We start from the raw sequence: 16094 nt of genomic DNA on the forward strand, positions 1-16094 counted from the left end.
GTCACAAGGTGCTTTGTTGGTTCTGTGCCAAGGCGGCGCGGGGGTCGTGCCGGTTCTGCGGCCGCGGGCTCTGTGAGGACCACGCGAAGTTCGGCCCCTACCTGCTGGAGGTGCACCGGTCGCAGAGCCGCGGGCGGGCCGAGGGGCTCGTCGTGGAGGACGCGGTGCAGTGCGGGACCTGCCGGCCGAGGCCGCAGCCGATTCCGATGCCTGAGCTCGACTGATCATCAACCTGGGGGAGTGCGCGATGTCCGACTTCGACGAGGTGCTCGAGCGCCTGCTCGGCGACCCGGCGTTCAAGGCCCGGCTGGCGGCCGATCCGGCGGGGGCCCTGGCCGGCTACAGCCTGACCCCCGATGAGCTGGACATTCTGCGGTCCCAGGTCGGTGAGGCCGGCGGCCAGGCCCACGTCGAGCAGCGCACCAGCAAGGCCAGCATGTTCGGCGTGTTCTCGTCGATCGGCTCGGGCCTGAACGACGTGCTGCACGGCGGTGGCCTGCCCGGCGGGGGCCTGCACGGGCACGGGCTCGACGGCGGCTCGGCGGCCGGACATGGCATGCGCGACGTCGTCGAGCAGTACGGCGGCCGCCACGCCGCCCCCGACCCGTCCGGCGGCCCGGCGATCGGTCGCAACCTCGACGACGTGGTGCAGGCGGCCTCGGGCCACCACGCCTCCTCCGGGCTGGAGGAGGTGCACACGGAGAGCCACCACGAGTCCTACACCGAGTACCACAGCGAGACCCGCTCCTCCGGCACGGTGTATCAGTCCGGCTCGCGCGGCGGCCTCCCCGCCGAGCCACCGGCCTACGGCGCCCAGGCCATGGGTGGCGGCCTCGCGGCCCAGGCCCCCGAGGGCGGCGCGGGCGTGGGTGGCGGTCTCGCGGGCTACGCCCCCGAGGGCGGCGCGGGCGCGAGCGGCGGCCTTGCGGGCTACGTCCCCGAGGGTGGCGCGGGCGCGAGCGGCGGCCTTGCCGGCTACGCCCCCGAGGGCGACGGCGCGGGCGTGGGCGGCGCGCTGTCCGGCCTCGGCGCGCAGGCCGGCTCCGGTCACGGCGGCGGCACGGGCGTGGCCGGCGCGCTGTCCGGCCTCAGCGCCGAGGACCTTTCCGGCCACGGCCAGGGCGGCCACGGCGGCGGCATCGCCGCGGGCGTGCAGGGTCTGGTCGAGCACGTGCAGCAGGCCCAGCACGGCCAGGTCCCGGGCCAGGCCCCGACCGACGGCTACCACACCCGCGTGGACTGGGACGGCGACGGCCGCTGGGACCAGCACACGTACGTCAACCGCGCCGACGGCGGCGTGGACATCGTGGTCGACACCGACGGCGACGGCCGCCCCGAGTTCGTGGGCCACGACGTCAACCGCGACGGCCTGATCGACTCCAGCGAGATCGACACCAACCACGACGGCGTCATCGACGCCCGCTACGAGGACACCAACGGCGACGGCTGGCTGGATCGCCGCGTGCGCTGAGTGGCACGTTTCGGGGAGCAGGTTGCTCGGATCGGCCCCTACCGTTCTAGAGGTACCCCACCGGGGGCACCGAAGAATCCGGGAGCAGGTTTATGAGCGACTTTGACCTCGACTGGGGCATGGAGCACGATCTCCACGTCGACCACGACGGCGGAGTCGACCACGTCCTGGCCGGCGACCACCTGTCCGACGATCACCACTACGAGCACGACTTCGCCGAGCACGAGCACGACCACGAGCATGGCGGCGGGGACGTGCACGACCACGGCGCCGGGGATTTGCCCGACCTCGGCGACGCGGGGGAGGACCCGCACCAGCACGACGAGCCGCTGACGCTCGACGAGCAGGAGCCGGACCTACCCGATTGGCAGCTCGACACGCAGTTCCTGGACGGCCACTACGACCTCGTGGGGGCCGACCCGGGCGAGCACGACCTGTGGTCGCAGTTCATGACCGACATGCACGAAGAGATCAATCCCTACGCGGCGAACTGATAGAGCACTACAGCTTGACCGCTGAGGCCGGTCCGGGGCTGGCGTAGTACCAGCCCTGGGCCGTGTCGCAGCCCAGCGCCAGCAGCCGGGTGGCCTGCTCGGCGGTCTCCACGCCCTCGGCGGTCACGCTCAGCTTGAGCGTGTGGGCCAGGCCGATCACCGCCGCCACGATCTCCTGGTCGACCGGGTCCGGCCGCTCCGGCGGGCGCAGCCCGGCCACGAACGAGCCGGCCAGCTTCAGGCTGTGCACGGGCAGGTTGCGCAGGTACGCGAAGTTCGAGTAGCCGGTGCCGAAGTCGTCGATGGCGATGCGCGGGCCGAGCGCGGTCAGGGCGTTGAGCGCCTCGATCGGGTCGCCGCCCGTGCCCATGACGGCGCTCTCGGTGAGCTCCAGCTGCAGCCCGGCCGGCGGCAGCCCGGTCTGCTCGAGGATCGTCTGCACGTCGCGCACGATGGTGCGGTCGCGCATCTGGCGCACCGCCAGGTTCACGCTCATGATCGGGGCCCGGTCCTGCACCTGCCGGCGCCACTCGGCGGCCTGGCGGCAGGCCTCGTGCAGCACCCAGCGGCCCAGCGGGACGATGAGCCCGGTCTCCTCGGCCATGCCGATGAACGAGTCGGGCCCGAGCACCCCGAAGCGCGGGTGCCGCCACCGCACGAGCGCCTCGACCCCGATGGTGACCCCGTCGCTGAGCCGGACCAGGGGTTGGTACTCCACGAAGAACTCCCGCCGCTCGAGCGCGGCCGGCATGCTGGCCGACAGCTCGTAGCGGGTCACCTCGCGCGCGTGCCGCTCGGCGTCGAAGAGCGCCAGCCGGTTGCGCCCGTCCGCCTTGGCCCAGTAGAGCGTCGTGTCGGCGGCCTTCATGAGCTCGCCGGTGCTGGTGCCACGCAGGGGCTGCTCGACCACGCCGATGCTGGCCGAGATGCTGATCTCGTGGCCGCCGACGTGCACCGGGGCCCGGACGGTGTCCAGCGCCTTCTCGGCGACGGCGACCACGTCCTCGATCCCGCCGCAGGCCTCGACCAGCACCACGAACTCGTCGCCGCCCATCCGCGCGACCAGCTGCCGGTCGTCGCTGATGGAGCGGTCCAGCCGCCGGGCCACGGTCTGCAGCAGCTGGTCGCCGACGTCGTGGCCGAGCGTGTCGTTGATGACCTTGAAGCCGTCCACGTCGAGGTAACAGACGCCGACGCGGGCCTCGTCGTCCTCGGCCGCCTCCAGCAGGTCGCCGAGCCGCTCGAAGAACAGCGTGCGGTTGGGCAGCTGGGTCAGCGGGTCGTGCAGCGCCTGGTGGCGGAGGCGGACCTGCAGCAGGTGCCGCTCGGTGATGTCCTCGAACATGGCGACCAGCCAGCGCGGGCGGCCGTCCTCGTCCCGGATGATCGAGGCGACCAGGTCGGTCCAGACCCGGTGGCCGTCCTTGCGCACGTAGGGCTTCTCGATGCGGAACTGGTCCCGCCCGCCGGCCAGCACCTCCGCGAACATGGCCGGAGCGCCCGGCGGGTCCTCGGGCAGCGCGAAGTCGTCGAAGGACATCGCCCGCAGCTCGTCGTCGCTGTAGCCGAGCATGTCGCACAGCGCCTGGTTGACCTCGATGACCTGGCCGTCGATCGTGCTGACGCTCATCCCGATGGCCGCACCGGCGAAGATCGCCTGGAAGCGGGCCTCGCTGACCCGCCGGCCCTCCTCGGCCCGGGCCCGGGCCCACAGGGCGGCGGTGCGGATCTCCTCCTGCTCATCGAGCACCCGGTCACGCAGCGCGAGCGCGTAGCCGGAGGCGAGCGCGCCCTGGACCTGCGCCACCCGCTTCACGGGGGCGTTGCCGAACTGCTCGGCCAGCACCGCGAGGGTGCGCTCCAGCGTGGTCGGCTCGGTGAAGTGCGCGGCGACCAGCGTCGAGCCGACCTCGCGCACGTCGGCCGGGTCGAAGACCTCGGCGGTCAGCGCATGGATGATCCGGGTCGAGAGGCTGGTCAGGAAGTCCTGGACCTCCAGGCCGTTCATCGACACGTAGCTGGTGCCGGCGATGGCCAGCGACCAGGCGCGCGCCATCCGTTCGGCGGCGCGATGCGGGCGGTCCCACGACGTCGGCGCGGGGCTGAGGGCGGTCATGATCGTGCGGGCTAGTCCTTGCGCGCCACGGCGGCGAAGCCGATCGCCTGCCCGTCGGCCGGCGGCTGCTCGTCGCCGTCCGGGCGCCACGCGTGGGCGGCGACGATCCCCGGCTCGAGCGGGGTCAGGTCGCCGAGCAGGGCCGCCACCTGCTCCCCGGTGCGCATGATCAGCGGGGTGGGGGACTTGCGGTACATCTGGTAAGCGTCTTCCTCGGCCGGGGTCAGCGGCCGGTCGAGGCCGACGTGCGACAGCACCACGTAGCTGCCCGGCACCGCGGCGGCGGCGTACGCGGCCACGATGTCGGCGGGCCGCTGCTCGTCGGGCACGAAGTGCAGCACGGCGACGAGCAGGAACGCGATCGGCTGGCTGAAGTCGAGCAGGCCATGGAGCTGCGTGCCGGCCAGCACCTCGGCCGGGGAGCGCAGGTCGCCGGCGACGACCGCGGTGCCGGGGGTGTCGGCGAGGATGGCCTTGCTGTGCGCGACCGCGACCGGGTCGTGGTCGACGTAGACCACCCGGGCGTCGGTGCAGCCGGCGTCGGCGAGCACCTCGTGCACGTTGCCGACGGTCGGGATGCCGGAGCCGAGGTCGACGAACTGCCGCACGCCCAGCCGGGCGAGCTCACGCACCGCGCGGCGCAGGAAGGCCCGGTTGCTGCGGGCCAGCCCGGCCACCGCCGGCATGATCTTGAGCACCTGCTCGGCGAAGGCGCGGTCGGCGGCGAAGTTGTGCGAGCCGCCGAGGTAGTAGTCGTAGACACGGGCCACGCTCGGCCGGTCGAGATCGACGTCCGCAGGGGCCCAACTGGGACGGTCCACAGATCAACACTCCTCGACCTTGGCGGCAGCCGGCGCCTGCGAGCATACGTGGGGGTCGGGCGGCGAGAAAACCCGCCGCCCGGCCCGAAACGCAACGATGATGATCGTTTGGAGCTCTGCGGGTGCCTGCCGGTCGGTTAGGCCCGCGTGTAGCGGTCGGCCGTGCCGGGCGCGATGGGGCCGGTGGCCAGGTAGGAGGTCAGGGCGTCGATGTCGAAGCCGGGCGCGGTGACCCGGTTGGTGCCCTTGGCCAGGTTGAGGAAGCCGTCGCCGCCGTTGGCCAGGAAGTCGTTGGTGGTCACCAGGTAGGTGGCCGCCGGGTCCAGGGCGACGCCGTTGAGCTTGATGTTGCTGATCTTGGAACCGGCCGGCGCCGAGGCGCTGATGGTGTAGGTGAAGCCGGCAGACACCTGCAGCATGCGCTGCACGGTCTGGCCCTGGAAGCCCACGAACTGCTGCTCCAGGACGTCCTTGATCTGCGCGCCGGTGAACGCCTGCGTCACGACCAGGTTGTTGAACGGCTGGACGGTGAACGCCTCGCCGTACGTGACCTGGCCCGGCGCCTCGCCACCGGGGGAGTTGGCGTAGATGAGCGAGGCCCGGATGCCGCCCGGGTTCATGAACGCGATCTGCGCGCCGGCCGGCTTGGTGTAGGCCAGCTGCGCGTCGGCGATCACGTCGCCCAGCGGGGTCTCGCCGGCCGCCGTCTGCGTGGTGGTGATGTCGGCCGAGATGCTGCCGATCACCTTGTTGGCCAGCGGCGCGACCGCCACGCGGTACTTGTCGGCGATCTTCTTGACGGCGGGGTCGACCAGCGCGGGGTTGCGCACGAAGTTGCCCTGCGCGTCCTTCTGGTACGTCCCGTCGGCGTTCTTCACGCCGTTCTCGGCGATCACGTTGGTAGCCGACGCGTCGACGAACTTGCGCGACTTCTTGTCCAGCGTGACGCGGATGTCGGTCACCAGGGTGCCGGCGGTGCCCGCGCTGGTCACCAGCGAGTTGGCGCCCGAGGAGTTGGGCAGCTCACAGGTGTAGAAGCGGTGCGTGTGGCCGGAGACCACGACGCCGTAGGCCGGGTCGAGGCCCTTGGTGATGGTGGCGATCGGGCCGGCGAAGTTCGCGCAGCCGGACGGGTCCAGCGGCGCGGGCGGGCTGCTCTGCATGCCGCCCTCGTGGATGACCAGCACCATCGACTTGATGCCGAGCCAGCCCAGGATCGTCGCGTACTTGTTGGCCGTCTCGACCTCGTCGTGGAAGTCGACGTTCTTGATGCCGGCCGGGTTGACGATGCCCGGGGTGGCCGCGAGGGTCATGCCGACGAAGGCCACCGGCACGCCGTCGTAGCGGCGGATGCTGAACGGCAGCAGGATCGGCAGGCCGTTCGACTTCTGCGTGACGTTCGCGGCGAGGTACTGGAACTTGGCGCCGGAGAAGTGGCCGCCGGCCTGGCAGCCATCGGTCGGGTGGCAGCCGCCGAACTGCATGCGGTACAGCTCGGTCACGCCCTCGTCGAACTCGTGGTTGCCCACGGAGGCGAGGTCCACGTGCATCGCGTTGAGGACCTCGATCGCCGGCTCGTCGTGGAACGCGGCGCTCACCAGCGGCGAGGCGCCGATGTTGTCGCCGGCCACCACGGTGTCGCTGTTGTGCACGCCCTCGGCCTTGGCCTTGTCCCGCAGTTTGGTGAGCGCGGTGCCGAGGTACTCGGAGCCGCCGGCGGGCACGCCGTTGATGAGCCCGCCGCTGCCGGTCGGCGGGTCGATGTTGCCGTGGAAGTCGTTGAAGCCGAGCAGCTGAGCGGTCGCCGTCGCCCCGACCTTCTGGGACAGCGCGACCTTGGCCGGGGTGAGCGGCGTCCACCGGTCCGAACCGGTGGTGGAACCGGTCTTGGCTAATGGCAGCAGGGCGACCACCGCAACGGCGAGCGCCGGCACCGCGAGGTGCTGCGCGACACGCCACCCGCGGGCGCGGGGCTGAGCCATGATTTCTCCATTCATGACGGACGCACGCATGGATACATGCGTGCTTCGTCATCCTTCCGAAGCCATGGATCGGGCGCGAGCACGTGCCGGCGTCAGCTTCGTGTCCTGCGGGTAAATGCGAGGGTGGCCACCCGACGCATCCCGCCGACAAGTTGCAGATCGACTACCTGCAGATCTGGGCCTTCGCCCCGGTCTGCTCGGCCCACGCCGCCGGGCCGTCGTCGCACCGGGCGTGACGTTCGTTCACAGCGGATACGCCTCGGGCGAACGGGTCTGGGCCGGCCGATCGTGGGGGCGAATCATCGGCCGATGAGCATCCTCGTTCTCGGCGGGACCGTGTTCCTCGGCCGCGCCGTCGCCCGCCAGTTCCTCGCCGCCGGCCACGACGTCGTCTGCGCCGCCCGCGGCGAGTCCGGCGATCCCGTGGAGGGCGCCCGTTTCGTCCGGGTCGACCGCGACGCCCCCGACGGCCTCGCGGCGCTCGAGGGCACCTTCGACGCCGTGGTGGACGTCGCCCGCCACCCCCGCCACGTCCGGCTCGCGGCCGCGGCGCTGGCCGGCCGGGCCGGGCACTACACGTTCGTCTCCAGCGGGTCCGCCTACGCCGACGTCGCCACCCCGCACCAGAGCGTGGTCACCGCGCCGCTGCTGCCGCCGGACTACGAGGCCGACCCGGGAGCCGGCCCGGAGTCCTACGGCCGCGCCAAGGCCGCCTGCGAGCGGCTCGCGGTCGAGGGCTTCGGCGCCGGCCGCACGTTCCTGCTGCGGGCCGGCATGATCGTCGGGCCCGAGGACCCGACCGGGCGGTTCGACTACTGGGTGCGCCGGGCGGCCCGCGGCGGCGAGGTGCTCGCGCCGGGCGGGCCGGACGAGGCGGTGCAGCTCGTCGACGTGCGCGACCTCGCCGAGTGGATCGTGACCGCGGCCACCGGCGGGCTGGCCGGCCCCTTCGACGGCATCGGGGCGCCGATGACCCGGGCGCGGTTCCACGCCGGGCTGTCCGGCGGCGCCGGGGTGGTCTCCTCACTCACCTGGGTCGATCAGGAGTTCCTGACCGCGCGGGGGGTGGCGCCGTGGAGCGGTCCGCGATCGCTGCCCTTCTGGCTGCCGCTGCCGCAGTACGCCGGATTCATGAGCCGCGACGTGACTCCCTCGCTCGACGCCGGCCTGCGCACCCGCCCGCTCGCCGAGACGGCCCGGGATACGTTGGCGGCATTTCGTGACGCAACGCACATCGATGCGAAAGCCGGACTGGGCATCGATGAAGAGGCGGAGTTGTTGCGGGAATGGCGCGAGCGGTAACCCGTTCGGTCAAAAGGCTGTCGTACCGCCGACAGGTGCCGATGACAAGCCGTGCTCACGAGCGTCCGGTGCCCCCCGCACCGGCGTTCCCAGGGAACTCACAGCGAATTCAGGCGTCTGACGGGCAGGTAGACCACGTATCACTTGTTGCAACCGAAGCGAACCGGGGAAGCCTCCCGAGCGTCTAGGTAAGTGGTGCAGCTCTCAGGGGTCGTCACCGAAACGCCCCCCGGGGCGGAATGCGGAACGCGCTTTGACTGTTGTGTAGGGGGCATACCCGGGGGGCGCCCGTTTTAGCAGGGTGAAACGGGGAAGGCGAAGGATGGAGCGGGGAGGGGCCCGAAGTGGAGAACGTGAAAGTGGAGACGCGACCCGATACAGGTGCCGAGGAGCGCGACCTGGTCGGCGTGTACCTGCATGAGATCTCCCGCACGCCGCTGCTCGACGCCGCTTCAGAGGTCGAGCTGTCCAAGGCGGTGGAGGCCGGGCTCTACGCGGAGCACCTGCTCGACAGCGAGCAGATCCCCGACGGGGTGAGCGCCGCGGAGCTGCACCGGTTGGTGGCGGAGGGCGAGCGGGCGAAGGACCGGTTCATCCGGGCCAACCTGCGCCTGGTGGTCTCGATCGCGCGGCGCTACGTGCGGTCCGGCATGCCGATGCTCGACCTGATCCAGGAGGGCAACACCGGCCTGGTCCGCGCCGTGGAGAAGTTCGACTACGTGCGCGGCTACAAGTTCTCGACCTACGCGACGTGGTGGATCCGCCAGGCGATCAGCCGGGCGATCGCGCAGCAGGAGCGCACGGTCCGGCTGCCGGTGCACCTCGTCGAGGACGTCAACCGCATGCGCAACGTCGCCCGCCAGCTCACCCGCGAGCTGGGCAACGAGCCGGAGCCGGAGCAGCTGGCCGCCTCGCTCGGCGTGCCGGTCGAGCGGGTGCACGAGCTCATGCGCTGGTCGCAGGACACCGTGTCGCTCGACACTCCCGTCGGTGACGACGGCGACACCAACCTGGGTGACCTCGTCGCCGACTCCGACGCCCCGTCGCCGGAGGACGTGGTGCTGGCCGCCCTGGAGCGCCAGCGCATCGAGGGCCTGCTCAACCACCTCGACGACCGGTCGGCCGGCATCATGCGGGCCCGCTACGGCCTCGAGGACGGCCGCGAGCACTCGCTGACCGAGGTGGCGACCCGGTTCTCGCTGTCCCGCGAGCGGATTCGCCAGCTGGAGATCCAGGCGCTCGGCCGGCTGCGCGAGCTGGCCCGCGCGGAGGGCCTGCAGGCGGCGTAACGACACAGCATAAAAGGGCCCCGGGACTTACCCGGGGCCCTTTGTCATGCGTACTGTCGGTCAAAGCGCAACACGTCATAGGGCGAAGCGCGAAATGCCGCGCATTGCGGTGCGCAGTACCCGGCATTTCGAACAATCCGCGCATATGGGATGGGTTAGTACGGGTCGCCGCAGACCTTCCACGCGCCGCCCTCTTTGCGCATCTCGAAGGTGTGCGAGGACTTGCCGCTCTTGTACGTGACGGTGGCCGAGATCGAGGCGGTCTCGGTGCCGTTGGTGTTGCTGTACGAGCCGCCGAAGCTCATGTCGTGCGCGGTCGGCTGGTTCTTCTTGACGTACGCGTCGAAGGTCTCCGGCCCGTAGTTCTTCTGCGCCTGGCCGCACAGCAGCTTGTAGGCGGCCTGGGTGTTGCCCGCCTCCAGGCTGGTCAGGAAGTCGCCGGCCGCGGCCTTGGGCGCCTTGGTGGACGAGTTGACAAGGAAGAAGAAGCCGGCGATGCCGCCGCCGCAGCACACGACGACGACGCCGATGACGATCAGAAGAATGGTCTTCGCTGTTCTGCTCATCGCGCCAGGTTAGGCGCGAAGATCGTTGCGTGATGTAAAGCAGCTGACGGGGTCAAGCCCGATGTGCGACGACGAAGAGCCGGGGAAACGGCAGGATCGTGCCGAACGGCTCCCTCGGGAAGCGGGCCCGCAGCTCCGCGCGGACCTCCTCGGCGAAGGCCTCGGCGTCGTCCAGCGCGTCGAGGTAGGGGCGCAGGCCGGTGCCCTTGAACCACTCGAAGACCGGGTCGTCGCCGGGGAGCACGTGGTAGTACGTCGTCTGCCACGCGTCGACGGTGAGCCCGGCGGTGCTGAGCAGTCGGACGTACTCCTCGGCGTCGAGGACCGGGCTGGCCGAGCGCGGCCCGGTGACGGCCGCCGCGCCCCGCAGCCGACCGGCCCAGTGCGGGCGCTCCGCGATCGCGGCGAAGCCCGGGTCGTGGCCGGCGATCGGCACCTGGAAGGCGAGCGTCCCGCCGTCGTCGAGCGCCGCCGCCCAGGCCGGCAGCAGCGTCGCGTGGTCGTCGACCCACTGCAGCGAGGCGTTGGCCACGATCACGTCGAGCGATCCCCGCTGGGGGCGCCAGGCCGAGGCGTCGGCGAGCTGGAAGCGCAGCTGCGGCGACCGGAACCGCTCCGCCGCCGCGATCATGTCCGGCGAGGAGTCGAGGCCGAGGACGGCCGCGTCGGGCCAGCGCTCGGCGAGGGTGGCGGTCATGTCGCCCGGCCCGCAGCCGATGTCGGCCACGGCGACCGCCGCGGTGGTCGGGATGCGCGCGACGAGTTCGTGGAAGGGCCGCGCCCGCTCCTCGGCGAAGCGGTTGTACTGCCCCGGATCCCAAGACGCCATGCCCTCCATCATGAAGGGCATGGCGTCTTGGCGAAGCGGGTGGGGGAGCGCTACTGCGGGCGCGCCCAGCCGTACACGCTGTCCACGGTGGCCGAGGCGTACTGCACGACCGTGCCGGTGTGCGGCGCGTGGATGATCGACTTGTTCCCGACGTAGATCCCGACGTGGCCAAGGCCGTTGTAGAAGATCAGGTCGCCCGGTTCCAGTGTGTCGAACGGAAGCGTGCTCGTCCTGTAGTGCGCTGTGATCTCCGAGAACTGGCGCGACGCCTGGTGCGTGAGGCTCACGCCCGCGGCCTTCCAGGCGGCCATGGTCAGACCCGAACAGTCGTAGCTGTTCGGTCCGGCGGAGCCGAACACGTACGGCTTGCCCAGCTGCGCCTTGGCGAATGCCACGGCGGCGCCGGCCCTGCCGGAGGCGGGGGGCAGGGTGCCCGGGTTGTACGACGGCGGGTTGACCTTCTTGGAGCCCGCGGCGACGGCCTTCTTCTGCAGATCCTGCAGCTTCTTGATGTCGCCCTCGATCACCTTGCGCTTGCTCTCGATGTCCGACTTCTGCGTGGTCTGCGCGGCCAGCAGCTCGTCGAGCTGCTTCTTCTCGTCGTCGTACTTGCTCTTGGCGTTGCGGTAGTTCTCGATGTCCTTCTGCTGGGTGTGCGTGATCTGTTGCAGCATGGACATCTGATCCATGAGGGAGCCCGTGTCGCTGGCGTTGAGGATGGCCGAGATGGCCTGCATGTTGCCGGCCGTCTTGAATTGCGCGATCGCGAACTGCTCGACGTTGGCGCTGGTCTCGTCGACCCCGTCCTGCAGCGGCTTGAGCTTCGCCTGCAGCTCGGCCGCCTTGGCCTGGGTGGTCGCCAGGTCGGCGTTGATGCCGTTCCAGGCCTCGATTGTGGCCTCGAGGTCCTGATTCGACTTGTCGAGCTGGGCCTCGATCTCGGCGAGCGTGGGATCGGCGTGCGCGACCGTGCTCGGTGCGAGCACCGCGAGCATCACGAACCCGAGCAGGAGGGTTCGCAGCATCGACCGGTGGGCACGGTGTCCAGTGGACAAGGAAGGATGACCCTTCTTCACCGACTACCGCCTACCGGGTTAGCTGACGGGTTCGGGCGGGAAGAAAAAACGCCCTACCGCAGTGCGCTGCGGATTCACCCCACGAACACTCTGGGTCCCCGGTTCGATCACGCGCCGTCGATGTCTCTGCCCGGCGCGCCGAACTCGATTCGGCGGCGCTTGCCCGGCGTCATCCGGGGTGGATGACGGACTGCCGAGCAGGCCAGAGCCTAACTTAACGTGATCATTCGCCGGGTGGAAGCCGTGTGTCCTCATCGATCGGTAATGCATGGAAAAGTCCGTATTACCGGGGGTTGGTCGCGCGTACCGCACAGTGACAGTTGGTCGCCGGAGGCATCGACAAGGTGCGAAGGGTTCCGGGGCCGGGTGCGCGCCCGGCCCCGGGCCTCACTTCAATTCGTGGGCGATCTGGCGCATGAGGTCGGCCGAGGACTCCGCCGGCAGGGCACGCTCGCGCAGCCGCTCCAGGTTCCTGCGGTACGTGGCGATGAGCTCCGGCTCCTCCCACAGCAGTTGCTGGCGGTAGAGCACGCCGTCGTCGGCGCCGAACTCCAGCAGCGTGAAGTCGCCCTCCCAGCCGGGGTGGTACCCGGCGTTGAGCGCGATCACCCGCACATCGGCGTACGGGCGCTGGGCGAACTCGATCGCATGCTCCAGCTGGTCGACCAGCAGTGCCTCGTCGCCGGGGACGGGGCCGCGGCGCAGCACCGACTCGTCCAGGAACAGCTCCACGCGGGGCGGCTCCTCCCGGCCGAACAGCTCCTCCTGGCGCCGGGCGTGGAACTCGACCCGCCGCTCGGCCAGCGGAGACTCCACGTCGCTGGTGGCGTGGGCGTAGCGCCGGGTCTGCAGCAGGGTCGGGAACATTATCGGGGCGAACTCGCCGATGCTGGTCGCCTCCGCCTCGAATCCGACGTAGGTGATCTGCTGGCCGGCCAGCATGGTGCGGTACTCGTCCCACCACATCCGCCGCTTGGCCGCGCGGGCCAGCTCGAGCAGCTCGTCGACGGTGCGCGGGTCGTGCACCCGGTAGTAGGCCAGCAGGCTACGCAGGTCGCTCACCGAGATGGCGACGGTGCCGTTCTCGATGCGGATGAGTTTGGACAGCGACCACTCCATCTCGGCGGCCACCAGGTCCTGGGTCAGCTCCCGCTCCCGCCGCAGCCGCCGCAGCTCGGCCCGGAGCCGGCGCTTGCCCACGATGGGCCCGCTCATAGACCATCCCCCCAATCGCGTACATATGGCATGGCCCCGGTTGAGGGCTCCGCGTATCTACCCGATTTGCGGCTGATGCACCTGACGCGATCCGATTTCCTGGACGGCTCAGTGCTGGGCGGGTGCCGCCAGGAAGATCTTGGCCATGGCGCTGGCGAGGCCGCCGGGGTCGTTCGAGGCGACCGCCGGACCGCCGGTGAGCTGGGACATCTCGCGCAGGACACGCCGGCCTGGTCGCGTCCTCGAGCCCGCGGAGCCGGGCGGTGCTTCACGCCAGGCGTTTGTACTGGGTCCAGGTGGCCACAAACCCGGCCGCCGCGGTGGCCGGGATCCCTAGGCCTGCTCGACGGTGACCGCGACGAGCCTGCAGCCGCCGGCCTGGTTGGCTCCGATGCCGGCCGCGGCGTGCCCGGGCGCGACGGTGACCCGCAGTACCTCCCGGCCGCCGCAGCTGGCCCCGGCGGCCCCGGCGGGTGAGTCGGCCGACCCGCCGCGGGCGGCCAGGCTCAGCCCGACCAGCACGCCGGCCGCGACGGCCAGCGCCACGATGATCACGCCGATGGCGATCCACCACGCGGTCGCGGACGAGCGGTGCTGCGGGGGCGGACCGGCGGGCGCGCCGGCGGGGTGCGGCTCGGGTGCCCACTCTTCGCGTCGCGGCTCCGGCAGCCACTCTTCGCGTTGCGGTTCGGACGCCCAGTCTTCGCGTCGCGGCTGCGGCGGCCACTCCTGGGGATAGAGCGGCTGCGGCCGCTCCTCTTCGGCTTTGGCTCGTTCCTCGGCCGGCGGCGTGTACCGGGGAGGCGGCTCCTCCTCCGCGGGTGGCTCATACCGGGGCGATGACCGCCGCGGGCCGGCGCGCAGCGTCAGCCCCGGTTCGTCCGCCGTCCAGTTCTGCTGCGGCGGCTCGTACCGGGGGCGCGTGTCCGCACGTGGCGGGGGAGCCGTGGGTTCGTTCTCCTCCGCCGCGTACGAGTCTTCCTCGTCGGGGTACTCGTCCGCGTACCCGTCGTCGTACTCGTCGTCGACCGGCACCCAGGGGGAGGGGCGGGCGGTCCACTCCGGCGATCGCGCGTGCTGCGGGGCCGGGTCCACCGGTGGGGGCCCGCCGGGCGCCGCTGGGGCCCAGGGAGAGGGCGCGGCGGGCGGCGGCCGGTCGGCCGGCTCGGGGTGTCGGGATCGGGGGCGTGGCACCTCACGCGGGGGCGGGACGTAGATCCCGTCGGCCGTGTGGTCGTCGTCGTGACGCCGATGATGCCGGCCCTCCGTCATGGCATCCCTTTCTCTCTTCTGCGAGCCCGCTGCGTCGCGCGAGGGTGAGGAAGCGTGATGCGGTCAACCTAGCACCGGATGGCATCGATGTGTGACCGCCCGACTACGTAGTGATCATGACGGCGCCTAGCGCCATCCGATTACTGTGGCAATTCGCCCATACCCCTCAGGTCCGGACCGCCCTCGCCGAATCGACACCATGTTGGCTAGCGGGGCAGGAGTGGGATCGGCCTGTATGGCGTTGGACGTTCGGCTGCTGCGCTGGACGGCGGCGCTCGCCGTGCTGAGCGTCGCCTGGCTGGCTGCGCAGTGGCCCGGCGCGCTCATGCATCCGGTCGTCGGCTGGCTGCCCGTCCCCGCGTGCGTCACGCTGGCGGTGATCGTCATCCTGCGCACGGCCCGGGCCGCCCCGAACCGCCGTAGTGGCCGCTTCTGGCGCCACCTGGCCCTCGTCCTGACCCTGCTGCTAGCGGCGGTGGCGAGCAGCGCCTACGACTCCCTCGTGCGGTTCGGCGTCGCGACCCAGCGCTCCAGCACGCCGACGATGGTGCTGTACCTCGGGGCGATCGTCGTGCTGCTCTGGGCGCTCCTGCGCCTGCCCATGGGCCGGCGCTCCAGCCATGACCTGATCACGCTCGGCCTGGACCTGACGATCGTGCTGGCCGCCGCCGCGCTGGTCGCCTGGTTCGCCGCGGCCCGCGCCGCCGTCCCGGTCAGCGCCGTCACCGGTTCGTCGTGGACCCTGTTCGGCATCCTGATCATGGTCTTCGCCAGCCTGGTCTCCCTGGCCAAGGTCGCCCTGGCCGGCGCGGGAGCCCTGGACCGCCGCGCCCTGTGGACCATGGGCGGCACCGTGGTCGTCGGCGCCGTGGCCGGTTCGGCCGCCCCGCTGCTGGAGTCGCGCCCCTACCTCAACGACTGTCACATCTCCGTCCCGGTGTGCTGCGTGGGCCTGGCCATGGCCGCCGTCCGCCAGCGCCGCGCCTTCGCCGAGGGCCCGGCCGCCGTCAGGCGCACCCAGGCCCGCCCGTTCAGCCTGGTCCCGTACGTGGCCATCGTCGTCGCCGACGCCTTCGTGCTCGTCGGCGTCGGCGACGACCCCCGCGTCACCCGGATCCTGGTCGGCGGCTCGGTGCTGCTCACGCTCCTGGTCACCGCCCGCCAGCTGATCTCCCTCTACGAGAACTCCCACCTGCTGGCCCGGGTCGACGCCTCGATGCTGGAGCTGCGCCGCCACGAGCGCCGCTTCCGTTCCCTGGTCCAGCACTCCTCGGACGTGCTGGCCATCGCCGACGAGCACTACGTCCTCACGTACGGCAGCCCGAGCCTCCTGCGCTTCACCGGCCGCCAGTCGGTGGTCGGCACCAGCCTGTGGGAGCTGGTCCACCCGGACGACGCCGGTCGCCTGCGCCAGGCCTTCAGCGGCCTGGCCGACCCCGGCTCCACCACCACCCTGCAGCTGCGCCTCCTCCAGCCGGACGGCACCTGGCGGTGGTTCGAGGTGATCACCACCAACCTGCTGCACGACCCGAGCGTGAAGGGCGTGGTCGCCAACGCCCGCGACATCACCGAGTCGCGCCGCTACCAGGACCAGCTGACCTACCAGGCCTCCCACGACGGCCTGACCGGCCTGGCCAACCGCTCCCTCTTCGCCGCCCGCA

General features: G+C 71.3%; 13 protein-coding genes and 1 riboswitch. Of the genes, 5 read left to right on the plus strand and 8 right to left on the minus strand.

What is annotated here, in order from left to right; translation table 11 throughout:
• The first annotated feature begins 247 nt into the window (after positions 1-247).
• Both AB0M46_RS43110 and AB0M46_RS43115 read left to right on the plus strand, forming a co-directional pair.
• Complete coding sequence (locus AB0M46_RS43110) at positions 248-1471, plus strand: hypothetical protein (RefSeq protein WP_363345905.1); 1224 nt, start codon at positions 248-250, stop codon at positions 1469-1471.
• A 92-nt stretch (positions 1472-1563) separates the two neighbouring features.
• Positions 1564-1965, plus strand: coding sequence for a hypothetical protein (locus AB0M46_RS43115; RefSeq protein WP_363345907.1), 402 nt, complete (start codon positions 1564-1566; stop codon positions 1963-1965).
• A 7-nt stretch (positions 1966-1972) separates the two neighbouring features.
• Here AB0M46_RS43115 and AB0M46_RS43120 read toward each other — a convergent pair whose 3' ends face one another.
• The 3 genes from AB0M46_RS43120 to AB0M46_RS43130 form a co-directional block, all read right to left on the minus strand.
• On the minus strand, positions 1973-4081 hold the full coding sequence (locus tag AB0M46_RS43120) for an EAL domain-containing protein (RefSeq protein ID WP_363345909.1): 2109 nt from the start codon (positions 4079-4081) through the stop codon (positions 1973-1975).
• 11 nt (positions 4082-4092) lie between these two features.
• Entirely contained in the window at positions 4093-4902 is an 810-nt protein-coding gene (locus tag AB0M46_RS43125) for an SAM-dependent methyltransferase (RefSeq protein WP_363345911.1), read from the minus strand.
• 137 nt (positions 4903-5039) lie between these two features.
• Positions 5040-6884 carry a bifunctional metallophosphatase/5'-nucleotidase gene (locus AB0M46_RS43130; RefSeq protein ID WP_363345913.1) on the minus strand — a complete coding sequence of 615 codons (1845 nt, stop codon included), beginning with the start codon at positions 6882-6884 and terminating at the stop codon, positions 5040-5042.
• Positions 6885-7193: 309 nt separating this feature from the next.
• On the opposite strand from AB0M46_RS43130, the gene AB0M46_RS43135 reads away from it, so the two are divergent.
• Both AB0M46_RS43135 and AB0M46_RS43140 read left to right on the plus strand, forming a co-directional pair.
• A complete protein-coding gene (locus AB0M46_RS43135) occupies positions 7194-8186 on the plus strand; it encodes an NAD-dependent epimerase/dehydratase family protein (RefSeq protein ID WP_363345915.1) in 993 nt (330 codons plus the stop codon).
• 344 nt (positions 8187-8530) lie between these two features.
• Positions 8531-9475: a sigma-70 family RNA polymerase sigma factor gene (locus AB0M46_RS43140; RefSeq protein ID WP_363345917.1), complete on the plus strand. Its 945-nt coding sequence runs from the start codon at positions 8531-8533 to the stop codon at positions 9473-9475.
• 155 nt (positions 9476-9630) lie between these two features.
• Here AB0M46_RS43140 and AB0M46_RS43145 read toward each other — a convergent pair whose 3' ends face one another.
• From AB0M46_RS43145 to AB0M46_RS43165, 5 genes are all read right to left on the minus strand, one after another.
• The gene (locus AB0M46_RS43145) at positions 9631-10041 is read right to left on the minus strand and encodes a hypothetical protein (protein WP_363345919.1); all 411 of its coding nucleotides are present in this window, start codon (positions 10039-10041) and stop codon (positions 9631-9633) included.
• 52 nt (positions 10042-10093) lie between these two features.
• Positions 10094-10870 carry a methyltransferase domain-containing protein gene (locus AB0M46_RS43150; RefSeq protein WP_363345921.1) on the minus strand — a complete coding sequence of 259 codons (777 nt, stop codon included), beginning with the start codon at positions 10868-10870 and terminating at the stop codon, positions 10094-10096.
• Between the two features lie 50 nt (positions 10871-10920).
• A complete protein-coding gene (locus tag AB0M46_RS43155) occupies positions 10921-11895 on the minus strand; it encodes an NlpC/P60 family protein (protein ID WP_363345923.1) in 975 nt (324 codons plus the stop codon).
• 43 nt (positions 11896-11938) lie between these two features.
• Positions 11939-12111, minus strand: a riboswitch (cyclic di-AMP (ydaO/yuaA leader).
• A 222-nt stretch (positions 12112-12333) separates the two neighbouring features.
• Positions 12334-13161, minus strand: a complete 828-nt coding sequence (locus AB0M46_RS43160; protein ID WP_363345925.1) for a DUF5753 domain-containing protein — start codon at positions 13159-13161, stop codon at positions 12334-12336.
• Between the two features lie 333 nt (positions 13162-13494).
• Entirely contained in the window at positions 13495-14256 is a 762-nt protein-coding gene (locus AB0M46_RS43165) for a hypothetical protein (protein WP_363345927.1), read from the minus strand.
• Between the two features lie 412 nt (positions 14257-14668).
• Between AB0M46_RS43165 and AB0M46_RS43170 the strand changes: the two genes are divergently transcribed.
• On the plus strand, positions 14669-16094 hold a 1426-nt coding region (locus AB0M46_RS43170), incomplete at its 3' end, for a PAS domain S-box protein (protein WP_363345929.1).

The sequence above is a fragment of the Dactylosporangium sp. NPDC051485 genome, from assembly GCF_040682015.1.
GTDB lineage: Bacteria > Actinomycetota > Actinomycetes > Mycobacteriales > Micromonosporaceae > Dactylosporangium.

Excerpts from the sequence above, each read along its gene's own strand:
- AB0M46_RS43110 (WP_363345905.1), top strand. The coding sequence starts at position 248 with ATGTCCGACTTCGACGAGGTGCTCGAGCGCCTGCTCGGCGACCCGGCG.
- AB0M46_RS43115 (WP_363345907.1), top strand. The coding sequence starts at position 1,564 with ATGAGCGACTTTGACCTCGACTGGGGCATGGAGCACGATCTCCACGTC.
- AB0M46_RS43120 (WP_363345909.1), bottom strand. The coding sequence starts at position 4,081 with ATGACCGCCCTCAGCCCCGCGCCGACGTCGTGGGACCGCCCGCATCGC.
- AB0M46_RS43130 (WP_363345913.1), bottom strand. The coding sequence starts at position 6,884 with ATGGCTCAGCCCCGCGCCCGCGGGTGGCGTGTCGCGCAGCACCTCGCG.
- AB0M46_RS43135 (WP_363345915.1), top strand. The coding sequence starts at position 7,194 with ATGAGCATCCTCGTTCTCGGCGGGACCGTGTTCCTCGGCCGCGCCGTC.
- AB0M46_RS43145 (WP_363345919.1), bottom strand. The coding sequence starts at position 10,041 with ATGAGCAGAACAGCGAAGACCATTCTTCTGATCGTCATCGGCGTCGTC.
- AB0M46_RS43150 (WP_363345921.1), bottom strand. The coding sequence starts at position 10,870 with ATGGCGTCTTGGGATCCGGGGCAGTACAACCGCTTCGCCGAGGAGCGG.
- AB0M46_RS43155 (WP_363345923.1), bottom strand. The coding sequence starts at position 11,895 with ATGCTGCGAACCCTCCTGCTCGGGTTCGTGATGCTCGCGGTGCTCGCA.
- AB0M46_RS43160 (WP_363345925.1), bottom strand. The coding sequence starts at position 13,161 with ATGAGCGGGCCCATCGTGGGCAAGCGCCGGCTCCGGGCCGAGCTGCGG.